22 protein-coding genes are annotated in these 26,277 nt (G+C 34.8%); 2 read left to right on the forward strand and 20 right to left on the reverse strand.

What is annotated here, in order from left to right:
* A complete protein-coding gene (locus tag JRC48_RS08475; RefSeq protein ID WP_235069164.1) occupies window positions 1-1,689 on the reverse strand; it encodes a GspE/PulE family protein in 1,689 nt (562 codons plus the stop codon).
* Between the two features lie 81 nt (window positions 1,690-1,770).
* Entirely contained in the window at window positions 1,771-2,451 is a 681-nt protein-coding gene (locus tag JRC48_RS08480; RefSeq protein ID WP_235069165.1) for an A24 family peptidase, read from the reverse strand.
* Window positions 2,452-2,797: 346 nt separating this feature from the next.
* On the opposite strand from JRC48_RS08480, the gene JRC48_RS08485 reads away from it, so the two are divergent.
* Window positions 2,798-4,810 carry a transglycosylase domain-containing protein gene (locus tag JRC48_RS08485; RefSeq protein ID WP_235069166.1) on the forward strand — a complete coding sequence of 671 codons (2,013 nt, stop codon included), beginning with the start codon at window positions 2,798-2,800 and terminating at the stop codon, window positions 4,808-4,810.
* A 52-nt stretch (window positions 4,811-4,862) separates the two neighbouring features.
* Here JRC48_RS08485 and JRC48_RS08490 read toward each other — a convergent pair whose 3' ends face one another.
* The 13 genes from JRC48_RS08490 to metG all read right to left on the reverse strand — a co-directional run bounded on the left by JRC48_RS08490 (window position 4,863) and on the right by metG (window position 21,823).
* A complete protein-coding gene (locus JRC48_RS08490) occupies window positions 4,863-5,579 on the reverse strand; it encodes a hypothetical protein (protein ID WP_235069167.1) in 717 nt (238 codons plus the stop codon).
* A gap of 244 nt (window positions 5,580-5,823) precedes the next feature.
* Window positions 5,824-6,324: a lincosamide nucleotidyltransferase Lnu(P) gene (gene lnu(P) / locus JRC48_RS08495; protein WP_022071788.1), complete on the reverse strand. Its 501-nt coding sequence runs from the start codon at window positions 6,322-6,324 to the stop codon at window positions 5,824-5,826.
* 155 nt (window positions 6,325-6,479) lie between these two features.
* Window positions 6,480-7,526 carry an IS1595-like element ISCpe8 family transposase gene (locus tag JRC48_RS08500; RefSeq protein WP_032492483.1) on the reverse strand — a complete coding sequence of 349 codons (1,047 nt, stop codon included), beginning with the start codon at window positions 7,524-7,526 and terminating at the stop codon, window positions 6,480-6,482.
* Window positions 7,527-7,615: 89 nt separating this feature from the next.
* Window positions 7,616-7,807, reverse strand: coding sequence for a hypothetical protein (locus JRC48_RS08505; RefSeq protein WP_235069168.1), 192 nt, complete (start codon window positions 7,805-7,807; stop codon window positions 7,616-7,618).
* A gap of 182 nt (window positions 7,808-7,989) precedes the next feature.
* The gene (locus JRC48_RS08510; RefSeq protein ID WP_235069169.1) at window positions 7,990-9,147 is read right to left on the reverse strand and encodes a S1C family serine protease; all 1,158 of its coding nucleotides are present in this window, start codon (window positions 9,145-9,147) and stop codon (window positions 7,990-7,992) included.
* 23 nt (window positions 9,148-9,170) lie between these two features.
* Window positions 9,171-9,938: a TatD family hydrolase gene (locus JRC48_RS08515; RefSeq protein ID WP_235069170.1), complete on the reverse strand. Its 768-nt coding sequence runs from the start codon at window positions 9,936-9,938 to the stop codon at window positions 9,171-9,173.
* Window positions 9,939-10,342: 404 nt separating this feature from the next.
* Window positions 10,343-11,257, reverse strand: a complete 915-nt coding sequence (locus JRC48_RS08520) for an ABC transporter ATP-binding protein (protein ID WP_235069171.1) — start codon at window positions 11,255-11,257, stop codon at window positions 10,343-10,345.
* Window positions 11,257-12,327, reverse strand: coding sequence for an ABC transporter ATP-binding protein (locus tag JRC48_RS08525; protein ID WP_235069172.1), 1,071 nt, complete (start codon window positions 12,325-12,327; stop codon window positions 11,257-11,259). Before JRC48_RS08525 ends, JRC48_RS08520 begins: the two co-directional genes overlap by 1 nt.
* 11 nt (window positions 12,328-12,338) lie before the next feature.
* On the reverse strand, window positions 12,339-13,349 hold the full coding sequence (gene opp3C, locus JRC48_RS08530; protein ID WP_235069173.1) for an oligopeptide ABC transporter permease: 1,011 nt from the start codon (window positions 13,347-13,349) through the stop codon (window positions 12,339-12,341).
* Entirely contained in the window at window positions 13,339-14,289 is a 951-nt protein-coding gene (locus JRC48_RS08535) for an ABC transporter permease (RefSeq protein WP_235069174.1), read from the reverse strand. The genes opp3C and JRC48_RS08535 overlap by 11 nt, the downstream gene beginning before the upstream one ends.
* A 72-nt stretch (window positions 14,290-14,361) precedes the next feature.
* Window positions 14,362-15,984: a peptide ABC transporter substrate-binding protein gene (locus JRC48_RS08540; RefSeq protein WP_235069175.1), complete on the reverse strand. Its 1,623-nt coding sequence runs from the start codon at window positions 15,982-15,984 to the stop codon at window positions 14,362-14,364.
* A gap of 337 nt (window positions 15,985-16,321) precedes the next feature.
* Entirely contained in the window at window positions 16,322-19,507 is a 3,186-nt protein-coding gene (locus tag JRC48_RS08545) for a M60 family metallopeptidase (protein WP_235069176.1), read from the reverse strand.
* Window positions 19,508-19,855: 348 nt separating this feature from the next.
* Window positions 19,856-21,823, reverse strand: a complete 1,968-nt coding sequence (gene metG / locus JRC48_RS08550) for a methionine--tRNA ligase (RefSeq protein WP_235069177.1) — start codon at window positions 21,821-21,823, stop codon at window positions 19,856-19,858.
* A gap of 291 nt (window positions 21,824-22,114) precedes the next feature.
* Between metG and JRC48_RS08555 the strand changes: the two genes are divergently transcribed.
* On the forward strand, window positions 22,115-22,519 hold the full coding sequence (locus JRC48_RS08555; RefSeq protein WP_235069178.1) for a hypothetical protein: 405 nt from the start codon (window positions 22,115-22,117) through the stop codon (window positions 22,517-22,519).
* Between the two features lie 27 nt (window positions 22,520-22,546).
* Here JRC48_RS08555 and JRC48_RS08560 read toward each other — a convergent pair whose 3' ends face one another.
* From JRC48_RS08560 to JRC48_RS08575, 5 genes are all read right to left on the reverse strand, one after another.
* Entirely contained in the window at window positions 22,547-23,005 is a 459-nt protein-coding gene (locus JRC48_RS08560) for an NUDIX domain-containing protein (RefSeq protein WP_235069179.1), read from the reverse strand.
* A 180-nt stretch (window positions 23,006-23,185) separates the two neighbouring features.
* Entirely contained in the window at window positions 23,186-23,344 is a 159-nt protein-coding gene (locus JRC48_RS12780) for a DUF6199 family natural product biosynthesis protein (RefSeq protein ID WP_370630400.1), read from the reverse strand.
* A gap of 287 nt (window positions 23,345-23,631) precedes the next feature.
* On the reverse strand, window positions 23,632-24,762 hold the full coding sequence (alr, locus tag JRC48_RS08565; RefSeq protein WP_235069180.1) for an alanine racemase: 1,131 nt from the start codon (window positions 24,760-24,762) through the stop codon (window positions 23,632-23,634).
* A 23-nt stretch (window positions 24,763-24,785) separates the two neighbouring features.
* The gene (rsmI, locus tag JRC48_RS08570) at window positions 24,786-25,640 is read right to left on the reverse strand and encodes a 16S rRNA (cytidine(1402)-2'-O)-methyltransferase (protein ID WP_235069181.1); all 855 of its coding nucleotides are present in this window, start codon (window positions 25,638-25,640) and stop codon (window positions 24,786-24,788) included.
* Window positions 25,641-25,691: 51 nt separating this feature from the next.
* Entirely contained in the window at window positions 25,692-26,273 is a 582-nt protein-coding gene (locus JRC48_RS08575) for a zinc dependent phospholipase C family protein (protein ID WP_235069182.1), read from the reverse strand.
* Window positions 26,274-26,277: the final 4 nt, after the last annotated feature.

Consider the following 26,277-nt stretch of genomic DNA (forward strand, 5'->3'; position numbering starts at 1 on the left):
CTACTGATTAGAAATGCTCACATGGGCTAACTCTTCAATCGTTGTCATCCCATTTAAAACTAAATCACGACACTCATCGGCTAGTAACGTCATTCCTTGTTTTTCAGATAATTGGCGAATTGTTGACAGTCCTTCATTTTTAGAAATCGCTTCTCGATGTTCTTTCGTAATTTCCATGACTTCATAAATTCCTGTACGTCCAATATACCCTGTTTGTTGACAATGTCCACAACCGACTCCTTTATATAACGTCAATGGTTGATTTATATCGACACATAAGAAATGCTTTTCAAGTTCTGATGCTTCATAAGCTATTTTACAATGTGGACAAATTTTCTTCACTAAACGCTGAGCAATGACACCAGTAATAGACGACGCCACTAAATAAGGCTCAACCCCCATATCAATCAAACGCGTAATCGTTGCTGGTGCATCATTGGTATGAAGAGTGCTTAAAACTAGATGTCCGGTAATAGCGGCACGTGTTGCAATTTGTGCTGTTTCTTCATCACGAATCTCTCCAATCATGACGATATCGGGATCTTGACGAAGAATACTTCTTAGTCCACTTGCAAAGGTTACCCCTGACTTAGTATTTACGTTAACCTGGTTAATTCCTGTGAGTGTATATTCAACAGGATCTTCAACCGTAACAATATTTACTTTTTCAGAATTTAAATCACTTAATAACGTATAAAGCGTTGTCGATTTCCCACTACCAGTAGGCCCCGTAACTAACACAATCCCATGTGGATTTCTTAGAATTCGTTCGAGTTTTTCAATATTATGTGCACTAATTCCTAGACGATCTCTTCCAAACTCATAAGAACTACGATTTAAAATACGAATAACAATCTTCTCTCCGCTGACAACCGGTAAGACAGAAACACGTAAATCTAAATCATATCCCCCGACTCGCATGACAATTCGTCCATCTTGAGGCGTACGCTTTTCAGCAATGTTTAACCCTGCCATAATTTTAATACGTGTCACAAGTGGAGCGAGTGATTCAATTCCTAAGGTATTGATTAGACGTAAATCTCCATCAATACGATAGCGAATGCGAATTTCTTGTTCAAAAGGTTCAATATGAATATCTGATGCACGCATTTCGATTGAATTTCGAAATAAGAAGTCAACCATTTTAACAACAGGTGCATTTTTGACATCTTCTAAATCTTCAATATCAGCAGTTACTAAGCGGTTTTGTAAAGATTCTTGCGTTAAGGCTTGGGCAGCTTTAGAAACTTCTTCACTCGTATAAATAATTTTAATAAATTTATGAATATCACTTTTAGGAGCAATGTACACTTCAACTTCTAGCGCCGTTGCAATGGAAATATCATCAATGGCAAATATATTAAGTGGATCAACCATCGCCACTTTAATCTTATCTACTTCTAGCTCAAAAGGAACTAATCCATATTTCTCACATAAATTTTGTGAGACTGTTTTAATCGCACGTTTATCAAAAATAATCTCATTTAAATTGACCTGTTGAATTCCTGTTTGTTCTTCAATTGCTTCAATAATATCTTGCTCCGTCATAATATTTTGCTCGACTAAAATTTCCCCTAATTTTTTGCCAAGTATTTTTTGACTTTTTAGCGCTTCTTGAAGTTGAAAATGATTAATTTTTCCTGCACGAACTAAAATATCTCCTAATCGTCTTTTTTCTACTAAAGCCATCGCTACTCTCCCAAACTTTAAATTTTAAATAAATTATACCTATATTCATATCATTATTCAATTAATATACAAAATATCCCACTAAAATAACCCTAAGTACCATTGAAATAATTCATTTCCCCATAACATAGCAATGAACGCCCCCATCACTAAATAAGGACCAAAAGCCATTTCGTCTTTTAATCCTTTTTTTCGTCTGATCAGTAAAACAGTCCCTGCAACTCCTCCGAAAATAATTCCTAAGAATAAAGTTAAAAAACTTCCAATTACACCTAAAAATAACCCACATAAGGCGGCAATTTCGATATCTCCCTCTCCCATTCCACGAGTTAGAAAGACAATGAGACCGATCACACTAAACCCAATGAAAAAACCTATCACAGAATCAATTGGCCATGCTTTTAATAGCATTGATTCAACCGAGATAAAAAATAATCCCCCTATAAATGTCAAAAAAGTCGTCCATCGATACACAAAAGTGGTTTTAAAATCAATATATCCAATGAGCATCATCATGATGGTAAAGAAAATCAACTTATAAAACTCTAAACTGATCCCCTTTTGATGAAGAAGGAATAAAACTAATCCAGTTAAAAGAGTTTGCATCACAATATATTGAACTTGGCCCTCTCGTTTACGAATTTGATGAACGACTGTTAAAAAACATTGCCATGATATGAATTTTTCCCCGATTAATACATATGCAACTGTTTCAATTAATAGTCCAAAAAAAACACTGATTAATAACCAAATTAAATACATTATTAACTCCTTTTTGTCATTTTAACTTAAAAAAGGACTGACTACTGTCCCCTGCTTATTTTTCATTGTTAGAGCTTTTAAAAATTATTTAATATAATCTAAAATTATACTGTTTTATCTATTTTATGTCAATTTATTTCCCATTTTTATCTATATATTACCAGTTATATGTTTAAATTCATGACTCATAGAAGGTAAAGTGTTTAACGATGGAAAACATATGTAGATTGATGTAGAACATAAGATTTTCTAATTTCGATTTATAATATTCCTTTTATTTTAATTTTTACCTCATTTTGTAAATATTCTAATCATTTGTGGATAAACTAATTTTTGAGGTGAAGTTATGAGATTACGTGAGAATTTATCCACTTTCTTTAGTTCTAAACATACGCGTGTTGTCACAATTATTTGTCTTGAGCTTGTTGCCATTTTGGGTTTAACGACTTATCAGTATTTTAAATACTTGCCGGCTCCTGATATTCATTTAAATACATCCATTACATTTTATGATGCAGACGGTGAAGTTTTTTTAGAAAAGACGTATCCTAAAGATCAACACTGGGTTAGTCTTAATGAGATTTCTCCTTATGTGATTGACGGATTTATTGCAACCGAAGATCGTAACTTTTACGATCATTTTGGATTCGATCCTTTACGTATCGCAAAGGCAATGGTGACAAATGTCATGAAGGGAACTCGTTCTCAAGGGGCTTCAACCATCTCTCAACAATATGCTCGTAACCTTTATTTAAGTTTTGAAAAAACATGGTCTCGAAAGATTAAAGAAGCCTTTTATACGCTTCGTCTTGAATTAAACTATGATAAAGATACGATTTTAGAAGGCTATTTAAATACAATTAATTTCGGTCATGGAAACTACGGCATTGAAGATGCCTCTCTTTACTACTTTGGAAAACACGCCAGTGAATTGACACTAGCAGAAGCCTCGATTCTTGTGGGAATTCCAAAAGGTCCGAGTTACTATTCTCCAATTAGTCACAAAGAAAACTCACAAAAACGTCAAAAAGTCGTGCTGAGTTCAATGCTAACTGAAAACTATATCACCAAAGATGAATATGATGAAGCCTTAGCCAGTGAGCCCGTTGTTATTGGAGAATATCCCGAAGGCATTGATTTTGATGCCCCTTATTATGTCGATGCCGTTTTAGCAGAAGTCGATGCTCTTTTAGGTGAACAAGCAAATTCTTATCGAAATTTAAATATTTATACAACACTTGATCGCGACATTCAAAACTATGTGAATGAAGCCATTGAAGAAACAATCACTGATCAAGAGGTTCAAACAGCTGTCATTGTGATTGAACCTTCAACCGGTTATGTGAAAGCACTCAGTGGTGGAACGGATTATGAAGTTTCACAATATAATCGTGCGCTTTATAGTAAGCGTCAAATTGGATCGTTAATGAAACCCTTTCTTTATTATGCAGCGCTAGAGTATGGATTCAGTCCATCCACGACCTTTATGAATGAGCCAACGACTTTCCCTTATAACGATGGAAAGGATACTTATACCCCAAGTAACTATTCTAATGCTTATTCATACGATAGTATCTCCATGGCTAATGCAATTGCTGTTTCTGATAATATTTATGCAGTCAAAACTCATACGTTTTTAGGACTGAATGTTTTACCTGAAACAACCAAACGTTTTGGAATAAGTGCAGAGATTCCACAGCTTCCATCAGCAGCTCTTGGTGTAGAACCGATTAATATTATGGAAATGGCAGAAGCGTACAGTATCTTTGCAAATAACGGAAAAGAGGTTAATCGAACCTTTATTACTAAAATTACTGATGATCGTGAATTTCTAGTCTACTCTGATACGATCAAAGAAGATCAACAAGTTTTAGATTCAACAAAGACCTATGTCATGAACGAACTAATGACTGGCATGTTTAATATGCAAAATAATAATCATCTTTCAGTCACAGGGCTTTCAATCATCCCAAACTTAACACATCAGTATGCTGGAAAAAGTGGATCAACCAATACAGATTCATGGATGATTGGTTATACCCCTGAACTAGTAACAACTGTTTGGACCGGTTATGATCAAGGACGAACACTTGATGGTGTTGAAGTTAACCGATACGCCAAAAATATTTGGGCTGATGTGATGGAAAACTCACTCAAAGAGTCAGGATCACAGTGGTTTGAAGCACCTGATGATGTCGTTGCCGTTAGTATTGATCCGATTACCGGATACTTAGCCTCAGATAGCTGTAAAAAAAAGGTTACCCTTTATTATGAAATTAACAATGTTCCAACCGTTGCTTGTAGTGGACATCATCATAAAAGTGCACTCGTAGACAATGACGATATAATTAATGACTAACATAAAAAACTTCAAGAAAAGAAGAGGATCGTCTCTCATTTTCTTGAAGTTTTTATTTACTCTCAATTCGCAAATAAATTCCTTTTTGTAATTTTTCTATGCCCGTTTGAATAAGTGTATTAGCACTTGTGGATATGTCACTGAGCTTTTTAAAATCACCTTCAAAACAAACAATAGGATTTACCATTCTTGGTTTTAGTTTTTTATGAATATCATTATGAGCCTTATCTTCGACTAAAATTACCTCACTATGAATCTGATTTAACGCCTGAATTAAAGAGTCATTTTCACTATTTCGAATGTGATTTAGTAAAAATTCATCATCTTGCTTAAAATCTTCTAATGTGATTATCTTTTCATCAAGAGCTTCCTTTAGTACTTGTGTCAACTGATGATTAGCATAAATATTCAATGGATGCATGAAAAAATCAATCACTTCATGATAGTAAGCTTTAGTAAACCACTCGGCCATGTCTAATGACTGAATGACTATTTGATTATCTACAAAAGATAAATCTTGAATAAAACTCTTAATCTCTTGTAAAGATACATATCCACAGTGATACAAATCTCGAAGCGTATAATCAATTCGATCCGCACACAATGATGGAAGAGATGCTTCTAAGCGGGAACTATTCATATTTAAAATCGTTTTATAGTTGTATCCATACTGACTTAAGATAGTTGGAATTTCAGACGTCATAACCATTTCTTCATATAGTGTCTCATGAAAATCTTCTAACTCATCTTCTAATACATAATCAATCACATGAGAAAAGGCAGTGTGTGAGACATCATGAAGTAATCCTAGAATCTGTTCTTCAATACCACCGCCTAATAATTTAATTAAAGGCTATGTTAGCTATCTTCGTGATAGATATGACATAAAAACAACCACGCCTTAGATTTTTCAATACATTGAATTATAAGATGTGGTTGTTTTTATGACTTATTATAAATTCTTCGTGATATAGTAATATTATTAAATCTAAAGATTATAATTTATCGCTAATTTAAAAATTTTCATATTCTTTAGGTATCGGAATGTTAAATTCTTTACATAATAATTTTACATCATGAATATCACTTTCTCCAAATTCATACCCTAAGTGAAATAAGACTTGATTTTTAGCATTTATACAAGAAACCATAATATTTCCTATTTTTCCAACACCATCGAATATATTTTTTTGAAAAACTTCGCCTTCATAACATATGGTTCCATCACAGTTATCTTTAAACATGTGTAAATCAATAATTCGTAATTTATTATCAGACCAAATAGTATGCACTTCACTTGTATACTCCACTACAATTTCATTAAATCCTTTATTTTTAATTATTTCAATAAATTTATTATAGTTTTTTTCTTCTACAAATAAATCAATGTCATTATGCTGACGTGTTTCTTTTCCAAGTAAAGCATCTACACCCCAACCACCATCTAACCATATTTCTATATTATTATTATATGCCCAACTCAATATTTCACAAGCATCATTTATTCCAATCACTTTATCACCTCTAGAAATTTCTATTTATATATAATATTAATAATATCTTCACTTCACATTATATAACAATTGTGAACTTAATTATATTATACAAAGTATTCAATTATTTTCCAATTATAAAATGGTTTCATTAATTCTAAGTAAAGTTCCTTATTTTATATTAACTCAATGAATCTATTTCTAATAGTGGCTCTAGTTACATAAGTATCCTTAGTAGCTACATTCACTAGCATATCTTTAATTCGGTCATTCTTTTTATTTTTCTTACTTAGTTGTAGAAATTTAAACCAAGCCAAATAATTATTGATATATTTTGTGGATACACCATTAAAAGTCATTAACCATCTCTTAAAGCTACTGTGAAGAGCATTTATATGCTGTAAATGATAAACACTATCTATCATTGATTTTCCCCTAGGAACTTGCTTTAACTCTATATTCAACTTATCCTTTATTGCCATATATGATTTATGTGAATCTACGCAAAAAGTAGCATCTTCACATATTTTATTGTCAAAGAAGTTAATTATTTGATTTGTTGTAATTCTGCCATTACAAACAGCACTCATAAGGATATTTCCTTTTCTATCAATTGCTGTCTCTATGCAAATCTGCTCTTTTGATATTCCTCTTTTCTTCTTATCATTTTTACCTTTACCTCTTTTTCTAGGATTTCTAGGCATTACAAATGTAGTACTTTTAGAATGATTCCCTTTAAAAGACTCCTTAATAAAGCATTCATCTACTTCAACTATACCTTCAACTTTATCATTTTTTAATGATAAATTGATTACATCAAGTATCCTATGACGCATGTAAAAAGACGTTTTAACACCTACTCCTACTTCTTCAGCACATTTTCTTATAGAAAGTCCTAATATCATTAATTCGCAGTATTTTATCCATTTATCTAACCCTAATTTTGTATTAGAGAATGGGGACATAGTAAACTCATCAAAACTTGTACGACAACGTTTACATATATATCTTTGTCTTCCATTAGATTTCCCATTTTTATTTACATCTTTACATTGACATTTTGGGCACTCGTATCCTTTAGAAAATCTACTTTCTTTAACATTATCTCTAATTTCAGAAGAATTAAATAAAGTACTTAATACTTCTTGTGCTACTGAAATTAACTCTGTAAGTTCATTCTTTTTTAAATCTTTTATCATAGCTTTTATATCTATTTTTGACATAATATTAGGTATCCTTTCTGTAAATTAGTTGAAATATAGTCTATACCTATATTATAGCCTATTTTAGATATAATTAATCACAAAGTTAGCTAACATAGCCTAATTAAAAGCATCACCCCAATGGAGTGATCATATCGGGTTCCACTCCATCTCGAATCAACTAAAAAAGTAGCTCCTCCTTGATGAATCTTTTTCAAACGCTGAATAGCCTTACACTGAACTAATTCATCTAAGACAGGTGCAATTTCAAAACATCCATATAACTCATCATGAATTAACATTGCAAACTTCCCCTTATCATATCATTAATAAAAAAAGAACCTCTTTTATCAATTTAATTGTAACACTCACCTTACATCAAAGTTATCATTATATCAAAAATAACTGATTAACTAAGTCTTTTTTAAAAAAAGCTAGAGAAAAAATTCTCTAGCTCAAAATGAAATTCAATACATTCCTTTAATTAAAGACTATTTGAGTCGGCTGGCTCAATGGTTGTTGATAAATTTTTTGTTTCACCATCTTGAATCACAGTTAATTCAAGATTATCACCTTCACGCATTGAGTATAATTTCTTTCTAAATGCCATTGTATCTTCAACTTCTTCACCATTGACTGCTGTAATAATATCCCCAGCTTTAAGTCCCATTTTCTCAGCTACTCCACCTTCAAATACCTCATAAATGAAGACACCCGTTTTTTGATCGGTTGGAATATTTAAAATTTCTTTCAGACGATCTGGGATCATACTCATTTCTTGAATATATACCCCTAATTGTGGACGGTGAACTTCTCCGTATGTCTCTAAATCGTTGATGATTGGAAGAGCGACATAAGTTGGGATAGAGAATGACATCCCCTCAACAGAACTTGTCGCAATTTTCATCGAATTAATTCCAACCACTTTTCCATCTAAATTAATCAAAGCTCCACCACTATTCCCTGGATTAATGGCAGTATCAGTTTGTAAAACAGTCATTTCCCAATCATCATAATTGTCTCCATTTAAATCTACTGAAATGACGCGATCTTTACCAGATACAATTCCTGATGTTGCTGATCCCGCAAAATCAAGTCCTAATGGATTTCCAATGGCAATGACCGTTTGTCCAATTTGTAAGTCTTCTGTATTTCCAAACTCGGCAACAGCCTCTACTTCAACGTCGCTCACTTTTAAAACAGCTAAATCCGTATAAATATCACTACCAATTAACGTTGCTTCCGCGCGATTTCCATTAGAGAATACAACCTCAAAGTAATCCCCGCTATCAATAACATGTTGATTGGTTACGATGTAAGCATCTTTTCCGTCTGTTTTATAAACAATTCCAGATCCTTCACCTTGCGTTGTATTTCTTGAGAAGTTGACAACCCCAACAATAGCAGGAGAAACAGTATTAATTGCATCAATACGTGCTTCTTCTTGTGTTACCACTTCACGTTCGACAACTTCTTGAACAATTTGAGTATTTCCATCCTCATCTGTCGTTTCAACAATTCCAGAAATAATGTTATTATCTTTCTTATCATGATAATAATTAGCAATAAAGAAAACACTCCAAGCTGTCACTAAAACAACTAATAAAGTATAGATTATTTTACCCGAATTAAAATTCTTCATTTCATCATCCACCTTTCATTATTTTATCCTACCTTAAATAAGGCACAAGCATTTGCCGTTGTCTGTTCACAGACCGTTTCATAGGGCACGTTTTTCAGTTCAGCAATTTTTTTTGCGACTAGTGACACATAAAAAGGTTCATTTCGTGTTCCACGATGTGGATGTGGTGTTAAGTATGGTGCATCTGTTTCAACTAGTAATTCTTCTAGCGGAATCTCTGTGGCTACCGCCTGTGGACGACGCCCATTTGTAAAAGTAACGGGACCACCAAGTGAAATTTTAAAGTTTAAATTAATAAATTGCCTTGCCATTTCAACACTTCCACTATAACAATGCATAACGCCACCTACAGTTTTCGCATCATGGTTTGTTAAAATTTCTAGTGTATCTGCAATGGATTCGCGCGTGTGTATGATCAGTGGCTTACTCACTTCTTGAGCTAATTTAATTTGCCTGACAAACACTTCTTTTTGGACATCAACCGGTGACGTATCCCAATGATAATCTAATCCACACTCACCAACAGCTACGACTTTCGGATGTTTGACTTGTTCAACTAACTCTAAAAATAAAGCTTCCGTTAAATAAATGGAATCTACGGGGTGCCATCCTACCGCAGCATAAATGAAATCATATTGCTCTGCAAGTTCAATTGCGCGTCGATTAGAACGTTGATCATACCCAACAACAAGCATACGAGTCACACCTTCATTTTTAGCACGTTCCATCACTTCTAATAAATCTTCATCATATTTCTTATCATTTAAATGTACATGAGTATCAAAAAGCATGTTATCACCTTTTTCAAAGAGAATCACTCACTTTATTTTCAACCATTTCCAATTTTATCATACCTTAAAATATCGGACATTTTATGATATTGTTTTAGAAAAGTTGTAAAAAACGAATGTTATTTTCATTATAACAAAATTAGGATGAAATTGATTTAAATGACTAAAAAATAAGACTTAATTTCCAAATTATCCTACTCGCTTTATCTTTATTATGCCATTTTTAACTTAAAACAATCTTAAATTCATTTAAAATTTCACCCTTTTGGGTGATCAGTTAATTTCCTATCTTATATAAGCTCTCACAACTATTATAACTAGACGATCAACATAAATAAATATGTCATATTTATCTTTGTTCTTAAATAGTAAAAAACCTTCTAATTTAGAAGGTTTTTTACTATTTAATCTTGCATCCAACGTTTAAATTCATCAGGGGTTGCTAAGACAGAATGTGTCTCACTGATTTGATGACGAATTCCCTTTTCATAATCGACACTTGAAGCATCGTAGGTTAAGATCTCACGTGTTTTTTCATAAATTGGATCAGGATTTGGAATAGCTGAAAGTAAAGATTTTGTATACGGATGAATCGGATTATTAAAGATTTCCTCACGAGTACCAACTTCTACTAAGTGACCTAAGTGCATGACCCCAATCCGATTAGAAATATATTTAACCATAGATAAATCGTGTGCAATAAATAAATAAGCAATTCCTGTTTCTTTTTGAATTCGCTTCATGAGGTTGACTACTTGCGCTTGAATCGAAACATCTAAAGCACTAATCGCTTCATCCGCGATGATTAGTTTAGGATTCATAATTAACGCACGGGCAATTCCAATCCGTTGACGTTGTCCTCCAGAAAATTGGTGTGGATAACGGTACGCATGATCACGAGATAACCCAACTCGTTCTAACATTTTAAACACTAATTCATTTCGCTCTTCTTTTGAATCATAAAGCTTGTGGACATCAATTCCTTGAGCAATTAAATCTAAGACTTTCTTACGTGGATTTAGTGAAGCCATAGGATCTTGAAAAATCATTTGCATGTTCGTACGTAAATGGCGTTCAGTCTCTGCATTTAACTTCCCTGAAATCTCAACGCCATCAAACGTAATCGTTCCATCCGTTGGATCATACAAACGAATAATCGATCGACCTGTTGTTGATTTTCCAGATCCACTTTCTCCTACAAGACCAAAAGTCTCACCCGGATAAATTTCAAAATCTAATCCATTAACCGCCTTAACTGTATAATGCTTATTCATTTTAAAATGCTGCGTTAGGTTCTCAACCTTTAATAAGGGTTCCATTAGAAACAACCTCCTTTCTTCATTTTTTCAATACGTCGTTTTAATGCCTCTGGCATCTCAACTTTTGGAGCACGTTCATCCGCTAACCAAGTCGCCACACGATGTTTTCCGCCGACATTAAACATGGGTGGGTCTACTCGATAATCAATATTCAAAGCCATAACATTACGAGGAGCAAATGCATCCCCTTTAACCTCATTTAATAAATTCGGCGGTGTTCCCGGAATGGTGTATAAATACTCATCATCTGACTCTAAATCTGGAATTGAAGATAAAAGTCCCCAAGTATAAGGGTGTCTTGGATCATAGAAAATCTCTTCAACAGATCCTTTTTCAATAATTTTACCTGCATACATCACAGCCACATAATCTGCAATATTCGCAACGACCCCTAAATCATGCGTAATAAAGATAATCGCAACATTTGTTTTTTGTTGAATCTCTTTTAATAAACGTAAAATTTTCGCTTGAATCGTCACATCAAGGGCAGTTGTTGGTTCATCACAAATTAAAATTTCTGGTTCACATGCTAACGCAATCGCAATCACAACACGTTGACGCATCCCACCTGAAAGTTGATGTGGATATTGTTTAAATCGTTTCTCAGGATCGGTAATTCCAACAAGTTCTAATAATTCAATCGCTTTTTCTTTCGCTTCATGAAACGACGTACGATAATGCTCCTGCATCCCTTCAATAATTTGACTCCCAATCGTCATCGTTGGGTCAAGTGACGTCATCGGATCTTGAAACACCATCGCAATTCGTTTTCCACGAATATGACGTTGCATCTCTTGATCACTTAACTTCGTTAAATCACGCGTCACTTCTTCTCCATCGCGGTCATACGTAAACTGAATACTTCCTTTTTCAATCTTCCCATTCTCACTTAAAATCCCTAAAACAGCTTTTGTTGTGACAGACTTTCCACTCCCACTCTCGCCAACAATAGCGACCGTTTCTCCTTGGAATAAATCTAAACGAACGCCACGAATCGCACTTACAGGACCAGAAGACGTTGAAAATGAAATTTCTAAATCACGTATCGCTAAAACCTTTTTTCTCTCCATAGTCCCCCTCCTTACATCTCTTTCATTTTTGGATCAAATGCATCACGCAGTCCATCTGCTAACATATTAAAACTCAACATTAAAATCGCTAATACAACAACTGGAAATAACAACATATGTGGATAAGCAAGTAACGACTTAAATCCATCACTAATTAATACTCCTAGTGAAGCCATCGGTGGCTGTAATCCAAGTCCGATAAACGCTAAAAATGACTCATAAAAAATCGCATTTGGAATTGAAAACATCGACATAATAATGACTTGTCCGAAAATATTCGGCAAAATATCCTGCTTAATAATACCTGGGGTTTTAACTCCTAATGTTCGAGAGGCTAAAATGTAATCAAGTTCCTTTAACTTCAAGACTTGCGATCTGACCACACGGCTCATCCCAATCCAGCCTGTAATTAACAAAGCAATCGTAATAGACATAATCCCTGGTTTCATCACAATAACCAGTAGCGTCACAATCACTAAATTCGGAATCCCACTTAGTATCTCAATAAAACGTTGCATATAAATATCTACACGTCCACCAAGATAACCAGAAATCATTCCATATGTCATCCCAAGCACCATATCAATCACAACCGCTAATGCTGCAATATATAAAGAAACTCGCGTTCCCATCCAAACTCGCGTCCAAATATCACGCCCGAGCGTATCTGTTCCAAAAAAGTAATACACCTCATCTAGTCCACGTTGTTCATAAACATTGACACCATTATGAGTTCCATTAAAAATTCCTAACTTTTCAAGCCCCGGAATACGTGGTGGTAAATTAACATGTTCCATAATGACCGAATCATACGTATGTGAACTAAACATCGGTGCAAAAATCGCCATTAACACTAAAAAAACAATAAAAACAAATCCAACTAATGCTCCTTTATTTTGAATAAATCGCTGCCAGACATCTTTCCAAAACGATTGCCCTTGATACACGACATCAGTTTGGATTTTTTCATCTTGAAAGACTAACTCAAAATCATTTTGTAAAAAATCTTGATTATGACTCATGACTTCCACCTTCTTTCGATAAACGGATTCTTGGATCAATGACTCCATATAAAATATCCACAACTAACATTGTTCCGATGAACAAAATACTGTAAATAAACGATAAGGCAATGATGACATTGTAGTCATTCACTTGAATCGCTGTCACCAATAAACTCCCCATACCAGGAATCGCAAAGATTTTCTCTACCACTAAGCTTCCCGTCATTAAACTGACCATTAATGGTGCAACGACTGTGATAACCGGAATTAGGGCATTTCTCATCGCATGTTTTAAAATTAAATTTTTCTTTTTAACTCCTTTTGCTTTAACGAGCAACATAAAGTCCGATTGTAAAACCTCAATCATTTCTGAACGCAAGAAGCGTGCCACGTTCGCAATAACAAACATCGAAAGTGCAATGGTCGGTAAAATCGTTGATAAAAATGACTTATCAAGATTATACGTAATTGGGAACCATTTAAATTTATAACCTAAAAAGAAACAAAGTCCTAACGCAAACACATACGATGGCACACTGACTCCAATCACTGAAATAACAGTAGCTCCAGTATCAACCCACGTATTACGACGAAGCGCAGCCACTAGTCCAAGTAATAAACCAATCACTGTTCCTAACACAATCGCTTGTAATCCAATACGAATCGTAATCATAACGCGACCACCAATCAATGTACTCACGGGTACATCTTTTTGAATCGCATATGAAACACCAAAATCCCCTTCAAATAAGGCTAATTTTAAATAGTTAAAGAAACGAATGAAAATTGGTTGATCGAGCCCATATTTTGCTTCAAGTAATGCTCGTTGAGCATCCGTTAACTTTTCATCATTAAACGGTGTCCCTGGCATAAATTCAAGCATTAAAAATAAAAACAATAAAATTAAAAAGATTGTCACGACTGAAATAGCTAGTCGCTTTAAAATATATTTCCACATATTTCACACCCCCTATATGGTGATATAAAAATATTACAGGGTAAATGGCCCTGTAATATCTTCGTTTTTGTTCTATTCCGAAATTTTTACATTTTTATAAATGAATGGAACTCCTACTGAATGTGTTTCAATTCCACTTACTTTTGGATTAATTAAATAGGTATTTCCTTGTTGATAAAGTGGAGCAACTGCTGCATCTTCACCAATTAACAAGGCTTCTGCCTCTTTCATTGCTTCCCAACGCGCTTCTACATCATAGACTAAATCCCCTTTATCGATACGTCCCATTAATGTGTCGTAATCTTCACTTGAATAATTAGGCATATTGTTATCATTTCCTGTGATAAACATATCTAAATAAGTCGTTGGATCTGCATAATCTGGTCCCCATCGTGTTAATCCAAGTTCATAAGCCCCCGTACGCATTAATTCAACACGTTGTTTTTTCGGTTGTGATTTTAACTCAATTGTTAAACCTGGTAAGTTGGTTTGTAATTCTGATTGAATGAACTCGGCACATTTTTTAATTGAATCCGTATCTTCAAATAATAATTCAAAAGTTAAACTATCCACACCTAATTCAGATTTTACTTTTTCCCAGTACTCTTGTGCTTTTTTCACATCATACTCTAAATAAGTCCCAGCTGTTTCACGGAAGTCTTTTCCATCTGGTCCTGTTGCTAAACTAACCGGAACAATAAAGTCCGCAACAGTTGAACCATCATTTAAGACAGCTTGTGTTAACTGTTCTTTATTAATTCCATGTCCTAATGCTTTACGTAAGTTAACATTACTTAATTCCTCAACCTCTTGGTTTGGAGACATATACCATAAGTACCCTTCATGAATTAACGTGAAAGCTTCGTTTGTTTTATATAAGTCAACAATTTCTCCAGCTAAACGAACAACATCTAAATTTCCTGATTCAAACTCAAGTGCTGCTGTTTGGGAATCTTTCATGATTTTATATTCGATTCCAGCAAGCTCTACCTTATCTTTATCATAGTAAGTCTCATTTTTCTCTACTTTGAAGCTATGACCTTGCGTCCATTCTGTCATTTTGAAAGGCCCATTCGCTAATAATCCTTCAGGACTTTGGGCATAATCCGCACCTTTTTCTGTCACGAACGCTTCGTTTAATGGATAGAATGATGGAAAAGCCATCAATTGTAAGAAGTATGGAACTGGTAACTCTAATGATACCTCTAACGTTTTGTCATCTATTGCTTTTACACCTAACTCTTCAAGAGGCAACTCCCCAGCATTAACAGCTGCTGCATTTGTAATTCCAGCAACATCTGCAATAAATCCATATTCACTCGCTGTCTCTGGATTTACTAAGCGACGCCAGGCATACACAAAATCAGCTGCTGTGACAGGCTCACCATTATTCCAGTTCGCATCTTCTCTTAAAACAAATGTATGAGTCAATCCATCTTCTGACTCTTCATGACTCTTTGCAAGTGCAGGAACTGCATTTCCATCTGCATCTAACGTATACAGTCCTTCAATCGTTGCCGCAATGACCTCAAATGATAATCCATCTGATGCGACATGATGATCCATTGAAGATATTTCCACATCTTTTGCTACTTTTAAGAACTTTCCATCACTTGAGTCAGAATTGCCTGAACAAGCCGTCAAGGTCATGACAGAAAACACAAAAATCATCAAGAATTTTGCATATTTCTTCATGATAATCCCCCCTTTTTAATAAAATAACTTCATTATTATGACAAAAACTATCATACTCACTTTTTGAAGTTTAATAAATCCTATGAAACGAAAGAAGACCTCATACTATGAAAACGAATGTAAAAATTAAAAATGTAAAAAATTATTAAGAAAATTAAGATTATTTTATCTTAATTTTTACAATCATTATATTCATTAAACTAAAAAAGATTAATCCCCAACCAGTAGATGACTACTTGGTGAAGACTAATCTTTTTATACTAAATGATCTTTCACATACTATCTAAAAATATAAATTAAGTTGAGAAAAAAGGGTGTTAGAACTTATTATTAGCTGTTAATTCTTCTTTTTCTTAATACATAAAACACCTGTTAATATCCCAATAAAGCCAAACAATCCTAATAATCCTGAAAAGCCAGTTTCCGGTTGGTGAATGACATGTTCTGGATCATCTAGCTCATTTGATTGTTCTGGTTGTTCGGGTTGTTCGGGTTCTACCGGTTGTTCCGGTTCCACTGGTTGTTCGGGTTCTACGGGTTGTTCGGGTTCCACTGGTTGTTCGGGTTCTACCGGTTGTTCCGGTTCTACCGGTTGTTCCGGTTCCACTGGCTGTTCTGGATCCACTGGCTGTTCGGGTTCCACTGGCTGTTCGGGTTCTACGGGTTGCTCGGGTTCCACTGGCTGTTCGGGTTCTACGGGTTGGACGATAGTCACTGTAATTTCTTTTTCAGCTTTGTTTTGATCAGAGTCTAATACCGTGTACTTGACTCGATACGTTCCTGGTACGTTAGGATCAAGTTTTGTTTCAATGATCGTGTTTTCTTGATCCAGTGAAATCTCGCCATCTTCGTTATCCGTTGCTGAAACTAAATCATATAGATCGATTACATCTCCAACTTTAAAGGTATACGACTCCTCAGCTTGTAAAACGGGAATTCCTCCTGTTTTGATTTGGTGATATAAGTCTAAATAAGGCGCTTTATCTTCATCCCTTAACTGATTAATCGCGGCAAGAATTTGACTTTTTTTAGCGCTATTGATTTTTTTATTTTGTAGTTCCGCTTCAGAGACGTGACGTTGATAGTCATCAATCATTTCTTTTAACTGAGAGGCCAGAACCTCATAATTAATTTGATCAAATTCTTCATCGGTCATGTTTTCTTTCACAAATCCACAATTTTTAATGACATAACGCGTGTTTTTTTCCGTGGTACGGTAATTTTCAATTTCATTGCCCGTTACCTGACTAAAGACCTTCACATAATTTTGAGGATTATCATGATAAATCTCGACGACATAGTTTGAATCAACGGTGAGTTTTTCTGTCACTGTCGTTAAACTTAAATAATTATTTCCTTTCGCTTCTTTATAATAGACTTCTTGTCCTTGAGGATCTAAAATCTTAATGCTTGTATAAACCTCATCCGGACGATTGGCCCACGAGGCATTTCGATTTCCTAAATCAGCCCCACCCAGTGTGATGGTTGCTTCATTTGTTGAATTTAACTCCATTTTAAACCCATAGGTATTATAAATACCTTTAATTCCTAACCACATGCACGTCTCTTGTTGACTCGTATCCGTACTTCGATAATCAAATGTCGCTTCATTTTGTCCTTCTTTAATGATGACATATTGCGGATCATAGACATAATCCCCATTTGGAATTGGCATTTGAAGCGTGTAGGTTCCCACTGGAAGGTCATCGAACACCACTGTTTCACTTGTTATCTTCACTTTAGCAACTGATGTTTCTCCATCCATTAAGTAGATATATTTTCCGATAACATCATCTAAATTTTGAATCTGAATCGTTAAGTCTAGCGATCCTTTTAAGCCGTATTTACTCAACAATTCATTTGAAACTAAGGCAAATTCACCATGAAGATTTTCTTTTATCTTAATTTCTGTTGCCATCGCTTCACTCACTAAGTCACTTAAAATACTGACATACTGATAGTTTCCAACATCTAAGGTCGATTTCGTTTGATCCGAGATGTCCACTCCCCAAGCCTCAAAGTAAGGCACGACGTTATACCCATAATTTTCGGCAATCGCTAACGTATAAGCGTCTTGATTTTTAATGGCTCCCTTGTCATTAACATAACGTCGATACCATTGATTAATGTTGGCATACGTGTGATACGAATCAAAACTTTCTAAAAGATTTAACAAGGCATAGAGTCGATAATACACATCCAATTGGGAAAACGTTTCTCCTGATAATCGATTCAAATTATACTTATGCTCCGTTTGGTCAAGCATTCCGACTCCACCTAAGTTCCCATAAAAATCATAATTTTGAGAGAATCGATCGGTATTTAAACTGTAATACTGAAAAAACCAACCTAAAATATTGTTTGAGACTTCTCCTAATGCCATACCGTTTGAACCGAGCGATCCTTGGTAACCGTGGGCAATCTCATGTAATCCTCCCCAGTTTCTTTGGAAAAACGATGCCACGCTAGCCGAGTTAATCGCCACATGACTGATGGAATAGTAAGCCGCTCCGGCACTATCTTTATCTGCCTTAATCGTATATCGACTTCGAACGTTTTGGTCAATCGCTTCTTCTGGATTAAACTCTAACCCTAAGCACTCATCAAAGAAATCAACCGCTTCCTGCCAGTAATATAAAAATTCATCTAACGTATTAAACGCATTTCCAAAGTAAGTAGGAGCCGTAATTTTCGTTCGATCTGCATACGGCACTAAAACCGTAATCACTTCATTTTCAATGACCGCATAGTTTCCACTGTCTTTTTCCCACTCCGACATAAAGTTAGCTTCATCATCCCCATCATGATAATACTGAACCGACTTAACAGCCGGGTCAACAAATTCAATTTCAATGATCTGTTTTTCAATGTTTTCTCCCACGGCTGTACGGGCAAATAAGACAATATCATGATTAGCTGTCACAAGTTGTTCGGTTTTATCTTTATTTAGTTGAGTGGATTGTTCGGTATCCGCATCATTATTTAACCCTTGGAGCTGAATATTTAAATCTCCACTAATCATTTTCACTTTTACATTGGAACCTTGGGGTAAGAACACGCCTAAGTGTTGACGATCCCCTGAGTTCGCTCGATGAGTCCCAACTAAACTCATATTCCAAACCGAGGGTAAATCATAAAGTGTGCGTTGAATACTAGGATTCACGTTTGAATCATCCGAGACAATGACAGGTACTGTGATTTCTGTCGTATTCTGATGTGAATCCGTGACCGTATAAACGACAGCATACGTTCCAGCCGTTGTTTCATCCACATTCTCAGATTTCACTTGAATGTGTTGAGTTAAATCCCCATCTTCAAAATCTCTCGCATAAATTCGATATTTAGCTTCCTGTAAATCTAGTGAATCTCCTACTTTTAAGGTGATTTGTGTCGTTCCATAAAATTCAGGAGCATTTGTTTCGCTATAATAAGCATTCGCTGCCTGAACCGAATGATGATTGATATTTAAAAGTGCAGTGATTCCAAGCAGAGCTAAGTTGAAATACTTTTTGATGTCAAACACATCCTTTCATTAAAAATATCTTGTTGCAAAATATCTAGAATTATATCGAATAACTAATAATTTTGTCGAATAAAAAGCACTTCCTTATTTTATAAAGATAATTTAACTCTATCATTAACTCTCTATTTAAAATTTCTTAAATCTGTAAAAATTTTCTCTTTAAGATGAGATAAGTTATTCAACATCTAAGATATCCTATAATCCCTGTAATCACACGATTCTATTATTTATGAATATTATCCTGTTTTACAAGAAATGAAGTTGTGATTAATTGAGATTAACATCTAGATTTCTATTGAAACATGCTCCTATGAACAAAAAAATCTGTGCAAAGGCACAGATTTTTTATTATTTTACTTTTGATCCGTTTGGTAATTCATCAATGATTGTAGGTAATGTTAATACTCCATCGTTAGATGCAGCTAAAACCATCCCTTCTGATAACTCACCACGTAATTTTACTGGTTTTAAGTTTGTTACGACTAATACTTTACGTCCAACTAATTGTTCAGGTTGATAGTGTTCTGCGATTCCAGAAACGATTTGACGAACTTCTGAACCTAAATCGATTTGAGAAACTAATAAGCGGTCTGCTTTTGGGTGTTGTTTACATTCTTTGATTTGACCAACTTTGATTTCTACTTTCATGAAATCATCGATTCCGATTAATGGTGTTGTTTCAACTTCTTCGATTTTTTCTTCTTTTTTAGGTTCTTCAGTCGTTGGTTTAACTGATTGTGACATTTGATCTTTAATGTATTCCACTTCTACTTCTACCTCCAGACGTGGGAAAATAGGTGTTCCTTTTTCAACCACTTTTGTTTTTTCTGCTAATGTATCAAATTTCGTTAAGCTATCCCATACTTTAGATGCTTCATTTTCAATTCCTAATTGAGCAAAGATTTGTGGCGTTGTACGAGGCATGAACGGCTCAATCATAATCGCAATTTGACGTAAGCTTTCTGCTAAATGGTTCATAACTGACGCTAATTGATCTTTGTTTGCTTCATCTTTTGCTAATACCCAAGGAGCTGTTTCATCGATGTATTTGTTTGTACGAGCTACTAATGCCCAAATATCAGATAAAACAATACTAAATTGCATCTCTTCAAAGTTTTTCTCAACTTTTTCAACTGTCATTTTAATGAAATCTTCTAACGTTTGATCAAATTCAGTCACTTGACCTGCGTAAGCTGGAATGACTCCACCAAAGTATTTGTTGATCATCGAAACGGTACGGTTTAATAAGTTTCCTAAGTCGTTAGCTAAATCGAAGTTTACACGCTCAACGAATGATTCTGGTGAGAAGACTCCATCTTGTCCAAATGGTAATTCACGTAATAAGAAGTAACGCACCGCGTCAAGTCCATAACGTTCAATTAACATTTCTGGATAAACAACATTTCCTTTTGATTTAGACATTTTTCCATCTTTCATCATGATAAATCCATGAGCAAAAATTTTCTTAGGTAATGGTAAGTCTAATGCCATTAAGAAAATTGGCCAATAGATCGTATGGAAACGAACGATATCTTTACCAACGACATGTACGTCAGCTGGCCAGTATTTATTAAATAACTCTTCATTATCTGATCCATATCCTAATGAAGTAATGTAGTTAGATAAGGCATCTACCCAAACATAAATGACATGCTTAGGATCTCCTGGTACTTTAACTCCCCAGTCAAATGTTGTACGAGAAACTGATAAGTCTTCTAATCCTGGTTTGATGAAGTTATTGACCATCTCATTTTTACGTGATTCTGGTAAGATAAACTCAGGATTCGCATTATAATATTCCATTAAACGATCCGCGTATTTTTTCATGTTAAAGAAATAAGATTCTTCTTTTACGACTTTCACATCACGTCCACAATCTGGACATTTTCCATCTACTAATTGGGTTTCTGTGTAGTATGACTCACAAGGTGTACAATATAATCCCTCATAATGCCCTTTATAAATATCTCCGTTTTCCATAAATTTAGCGAAGATTTTTTCAACCATTTCTTCATGACGTTTTTCAGTTGTACGAATGAAATCATCATTTGTAATATCCATCATCGCCCATAACTTTTTCGCTGCATCGGCAATTTCATCCACATAAGCTTGTGGGTCTTTTCCAGCTTCTTGGGCTTTTTCTTGAATCTTTTGTCCATGCTCATCCATCCCAGTTAAGAAACGAACATCGAAACCACGAGCACGTTTATAACGAGCCATCGCATCAGACGCTACTGTTGTATAAGCTGTCCCGATGTGGAATTTCCCACTTGGATAGTAAATTGGAGTTGTAATATAAAACGTTGGCTTAGTCACTCAAATTCACCTCATTCAAATTCATAATGAATTTATTATAGCATATTTCAGACACCTTTAGACATGAAAAAAAGCTAGGAGTCAAAATGAATTTAAATTATTTTTCCAATGATCATCTCCTGCTTATTTCAAAGGATCCAAATATTCGTCAAATCAACAGGCTTCTTTTTTATTAGACAAAAATTATATGTATAAATTTGACTATCCATTAAGGTATACATACGAATTTCTTATTTTTCGATGCTTCGACATTGAAGCTTTGCTAAAGTATTTGCTAAGGGGGAACGACTAATGAAACAGGTGAAAGGTCAATTGACTAAGCGAGATATGACTTTAATTGAATATTGTTTAGCACACTTACCGATCAGTAGCGATATTGCAGCTACACTTTTTTATCCTAATAAATATATCGCCCAACGAAGATTGACCACAATTCATAGACTCAACTATCTTAAACGCACTGAACGATTAATTGTTAATCAACCTTATGTTTACTATACGGATAAAAATGATTTAAAAAACTATCCACTTAGTATTTTATTATATGATATTCGGTTATGTGGATTTGAAATTGAGTCCTATCAGTTTAAAGATGACTTACTGACGGCGACCATCCATAAAAATGAAGAATTCTATAAAATTAGTGCTACACTTGAAAATCTCCCACAAGTTTATAAACGTCTATCACTTCAATAAAAAACACCGAGAAATCGGTGTTTTTTATTATTCTCTTAAATAAATATCCACATCATCTCCAAGGCAAAATGACCACAGCGCATCACTCAGCTGTTTGGGATAAAATGAATAATCCATTAAGTTTCGAATAGGAATCCATTCTACTCCAATTTGATGACAATCTAACTGTGGACGAATGAGATTGTCTGGGTTCTCAACAACATGACATAAAAATATATGTTCTATCTCCCGAATCAAATATGACTCATCACCACTTTGTTGATAAGATTTATAATCTCTCACAAACAATAGATCATGAACTTTAATCTTTAGATTTAATGTATCTAAACAATGACGTCTGAGGGCATCAAACATATTTTCTATCGTTTTAACTTCTCCACCTGGTAATAAATAATAATGATTTCGTCCTTCATCTAAACAATCAGCTAATTTGATACAAAGTAGTTTACCATCTTCAACAATTACCGCTCTTACGGAACTTTTCATCTCATTAAGCCCCCTCTACAAAAAACGTTTTCTTTACAATATACGAAATGATTCTATGAAATAAAACTAAACTAGCGTTATTTCTATGAATTTTTATCATCTTATCCACAACAAAAAAGAGGATCTTAAAATTAAGACCCTCTTAAAAGACTTATTCACTATTTTTATGTAAAGAATTTATTACTGTACAAAAGATCCAATGATACCACTAATACCGATAATCAAAAAGATCATTCCTCCTAATTTAGTGGACCACCGATACACTAAAGAAGGTTCAGATGAATGAGACGATTTCCATGACTCTGTTATTAACCAAAACCAATCCGGTTTAACGATCATAAACGTCCCTACTAATACTAACAAAATCCCCTGTAAAAACACCTTCTCACTCCTCCATTATCTCCAACTAAAAATAAAATAATTAAAACATTAATCCTACTTGTTAAGATTGCTATGCAATCACTCTTTGGAGCAGTCACATAGCGTAGGGGTCCTTGCCCTACCTGTTGAGGATAGCTATGATCTGCTCCTTTGGAGCAGCCACATAGCGTAGGGGTCCTTGCCCTACCCGTTGAGGATTGCTATGATCTGCTCCTTTGGAGCAGCCACATAGCGTAGGGGTCCCCCTACTCAAATCTCATTTTTTTGATGTTGGTTGTTTTTCCACCTCTTTTGTAAACGCGTGGAACGCGGTCACTAATGAGGCATAAAATTTCATAGCTAATCGTTCCAATTTCTTCAGCCACACGTTCAACCGGCATCTTATCCCCAATTAGTGTGACTTTTGTCCCCATTGGAAATGATTTTGGCAAACGAATCATCATTTGATCCATGCAAACACGGCCAATAATCTCACATTCATGACCTTCTACAATCACATGTCGCCCTTGATGAGAACGAGTCCATCCATCAGCATAACCTATGGGAACAACACCAATCCATTCATCTTCTTGTGCTGTATAAGTCGCTCCATATCCTACTTTGTCACCTTTTTTAATTTGTTTCACTTGTACTAAATTAGACAGTAATTTTAAGGCTGGTTTTAATTCAAAATCAATTGGAATAAATTTAGCATCTGGATTGATTCCATATAATCCAAGTCCTAAACGGATCCCATGATCAAAATCGAACTCTTTTTGAAGTAAGGTTGCTGTATTTTCTAAATGAATATACTTCACTTCACTTAAATCTAGCTTAGCAATTAAACGTTTAAACGTCTTGATTTGATGTGATAAGTAATCTTTATCACAATCAGCTGTTGCCATGTGAGTAAATATTCCTTCTAAGTTTACCATTGGGGCTGACTTTAACAATGCAAAATTTGTTTGGATTTGCTCTTCATTCATTAAACCCAAACGATGCATCCCACTATCGATCTTTAAATGCACTTTTACCGATTTTTCAAGAGGTAATGAAACCAATTCTTTAATCCACATTTCGTCATGAGCTGTTAATGAAATATCATATTTTGCAGCAAGTGATACATCGCAAAGACGCGTCATTCCTAAAACTAAAATAGGAACATCAATGTCAGACTTGCGAAGACATAAGGCTTCTTCAAGTCCACTTACTGCTAAACAACTAACTCCCGCTTCAATGGCAACTTTAGAAACTTCTACATCACCATGTCCATAGCCATTAGCCTTCACCACAGCGAAAATTTCTTTCGTTGGATGTAACGCCTTAATTTGTTTGACATTATGTTCAATGGCATCTAAATCAATTTCTGCCCATGTATCACGATAATACTCTTGCATACTCTCAAACCTCTTTTCGCCTTTTAATTCACATGATACGCACGGTAAACTTCATTTTTAGGTATCTTACGCTCTTTTGCGACACGTTTAATACTTTCATTAGTACTATAACCTTCCTCAACATAGTGTTCCACATGCTCAATCACATCAAGATTTTCCCACCATAAAGTATCTTCTTTCTTTTCAGTGGATCCTTCAACAATCACAACCATTTCTCCACGTAACTCATCCACCATCTCTAATACTTCTTCAATCGTTCCGCGAACAAACTCTTCATATTGTTTCGTCAATTCACGTGCAATGACAAGACGACGATTTCCTAATACCTCAAGCATTGCCTGTAATGTCTCTTTAATGCGGTGTGGAGACTCATAATAGATCGTTGTAAAAGGTTGATATTTTAAATCTTCTAATTCTTTTTTCTTCTTAGACTTCACACGATTTAAAAATCCATAAAATAAGAATGGTTGCGGCACTAATCCAGAAGCAATTAACGCTGATAAAGCAGCATTTGCACCGGGAACTGGAATCACAGCATATCCCGCTTCAATGGCTGCTGCAACGACTTCATATCCTGGATCTGAAATACATGGTAATCCTGCATCACTCACTAATGCAATATTTTTACCTTCGCTTAATAATTCAATAATGTAGTCACCTTTTGATTCTTTGTTATGCTCATGATAACTTGTTAACGGCGTTTCAATTTCAAAAACATGACATAACTTTTTCGTATGTCTTGTATCTTCTGCTGCAATTAAATCAACTGATTTTAAAACTTCTATACAACGTGGTGTCATATCACCTAAATTTCCAATGGGGGTTGCCACTAAATATAAACACGCTAAATCTTGCTTAAAACTTTTTTGAATTTGCATTTTTGTCACTCCATCTACTATTGATACCCTCTATTATAACAGATTTTACGGTCAGCGTTTGTGATGACTTATTAGTAATTGATCAAATTCACACTGATTTAGAATGTACTTTAAGACAGAATGAGATAGTAGCATCATTTCATCAAAGTCTTGTGCCACACTTCTCGTTAAAGGAACTTGATTCAGACGAAACGTTAAGTCACTCACATAATCTTTAATTTCATGAACACTTTTAAATGGAATGATCCCAATGAGGTTTAACTGTTGAATTTTTTTAGCTGCATAACGATGCAACATCATCTCATACTTCATGTGTTTCATAATAGAATGATTTTCGTGTAAGTAATCATTCGCATGATAAATACACGTGTAGTCACAAAAAAAATGAATCAAAACTCCTAAATTTTCAGAAAACTGTTCTTTTGTCGTCTCCTTCGTCAGTAACTGATCGAGCATCTGAAAGATGAGTTCCGCATTATCGCGATGATAATGACTCATTTGTCGGTACTCTTTAGCAATGTCAGGTTTCACATTTCCATAAACAAAATGTTTTTTGTGGATGAATTGTTGATAAAAGGGTGATAGCTGAGTATAAAGAAACTCCCCTACTAGTCGATGTGTATTTGCAATCATCAAT

It is taken from the genome of Turicibacter sp. TJ11 (assembly GCF_021497505.1).
GTDB lineage: Bacteria > Bacillota_I > Bacilli_A > MOL361 > Turicibacteraceae > Turicibacter.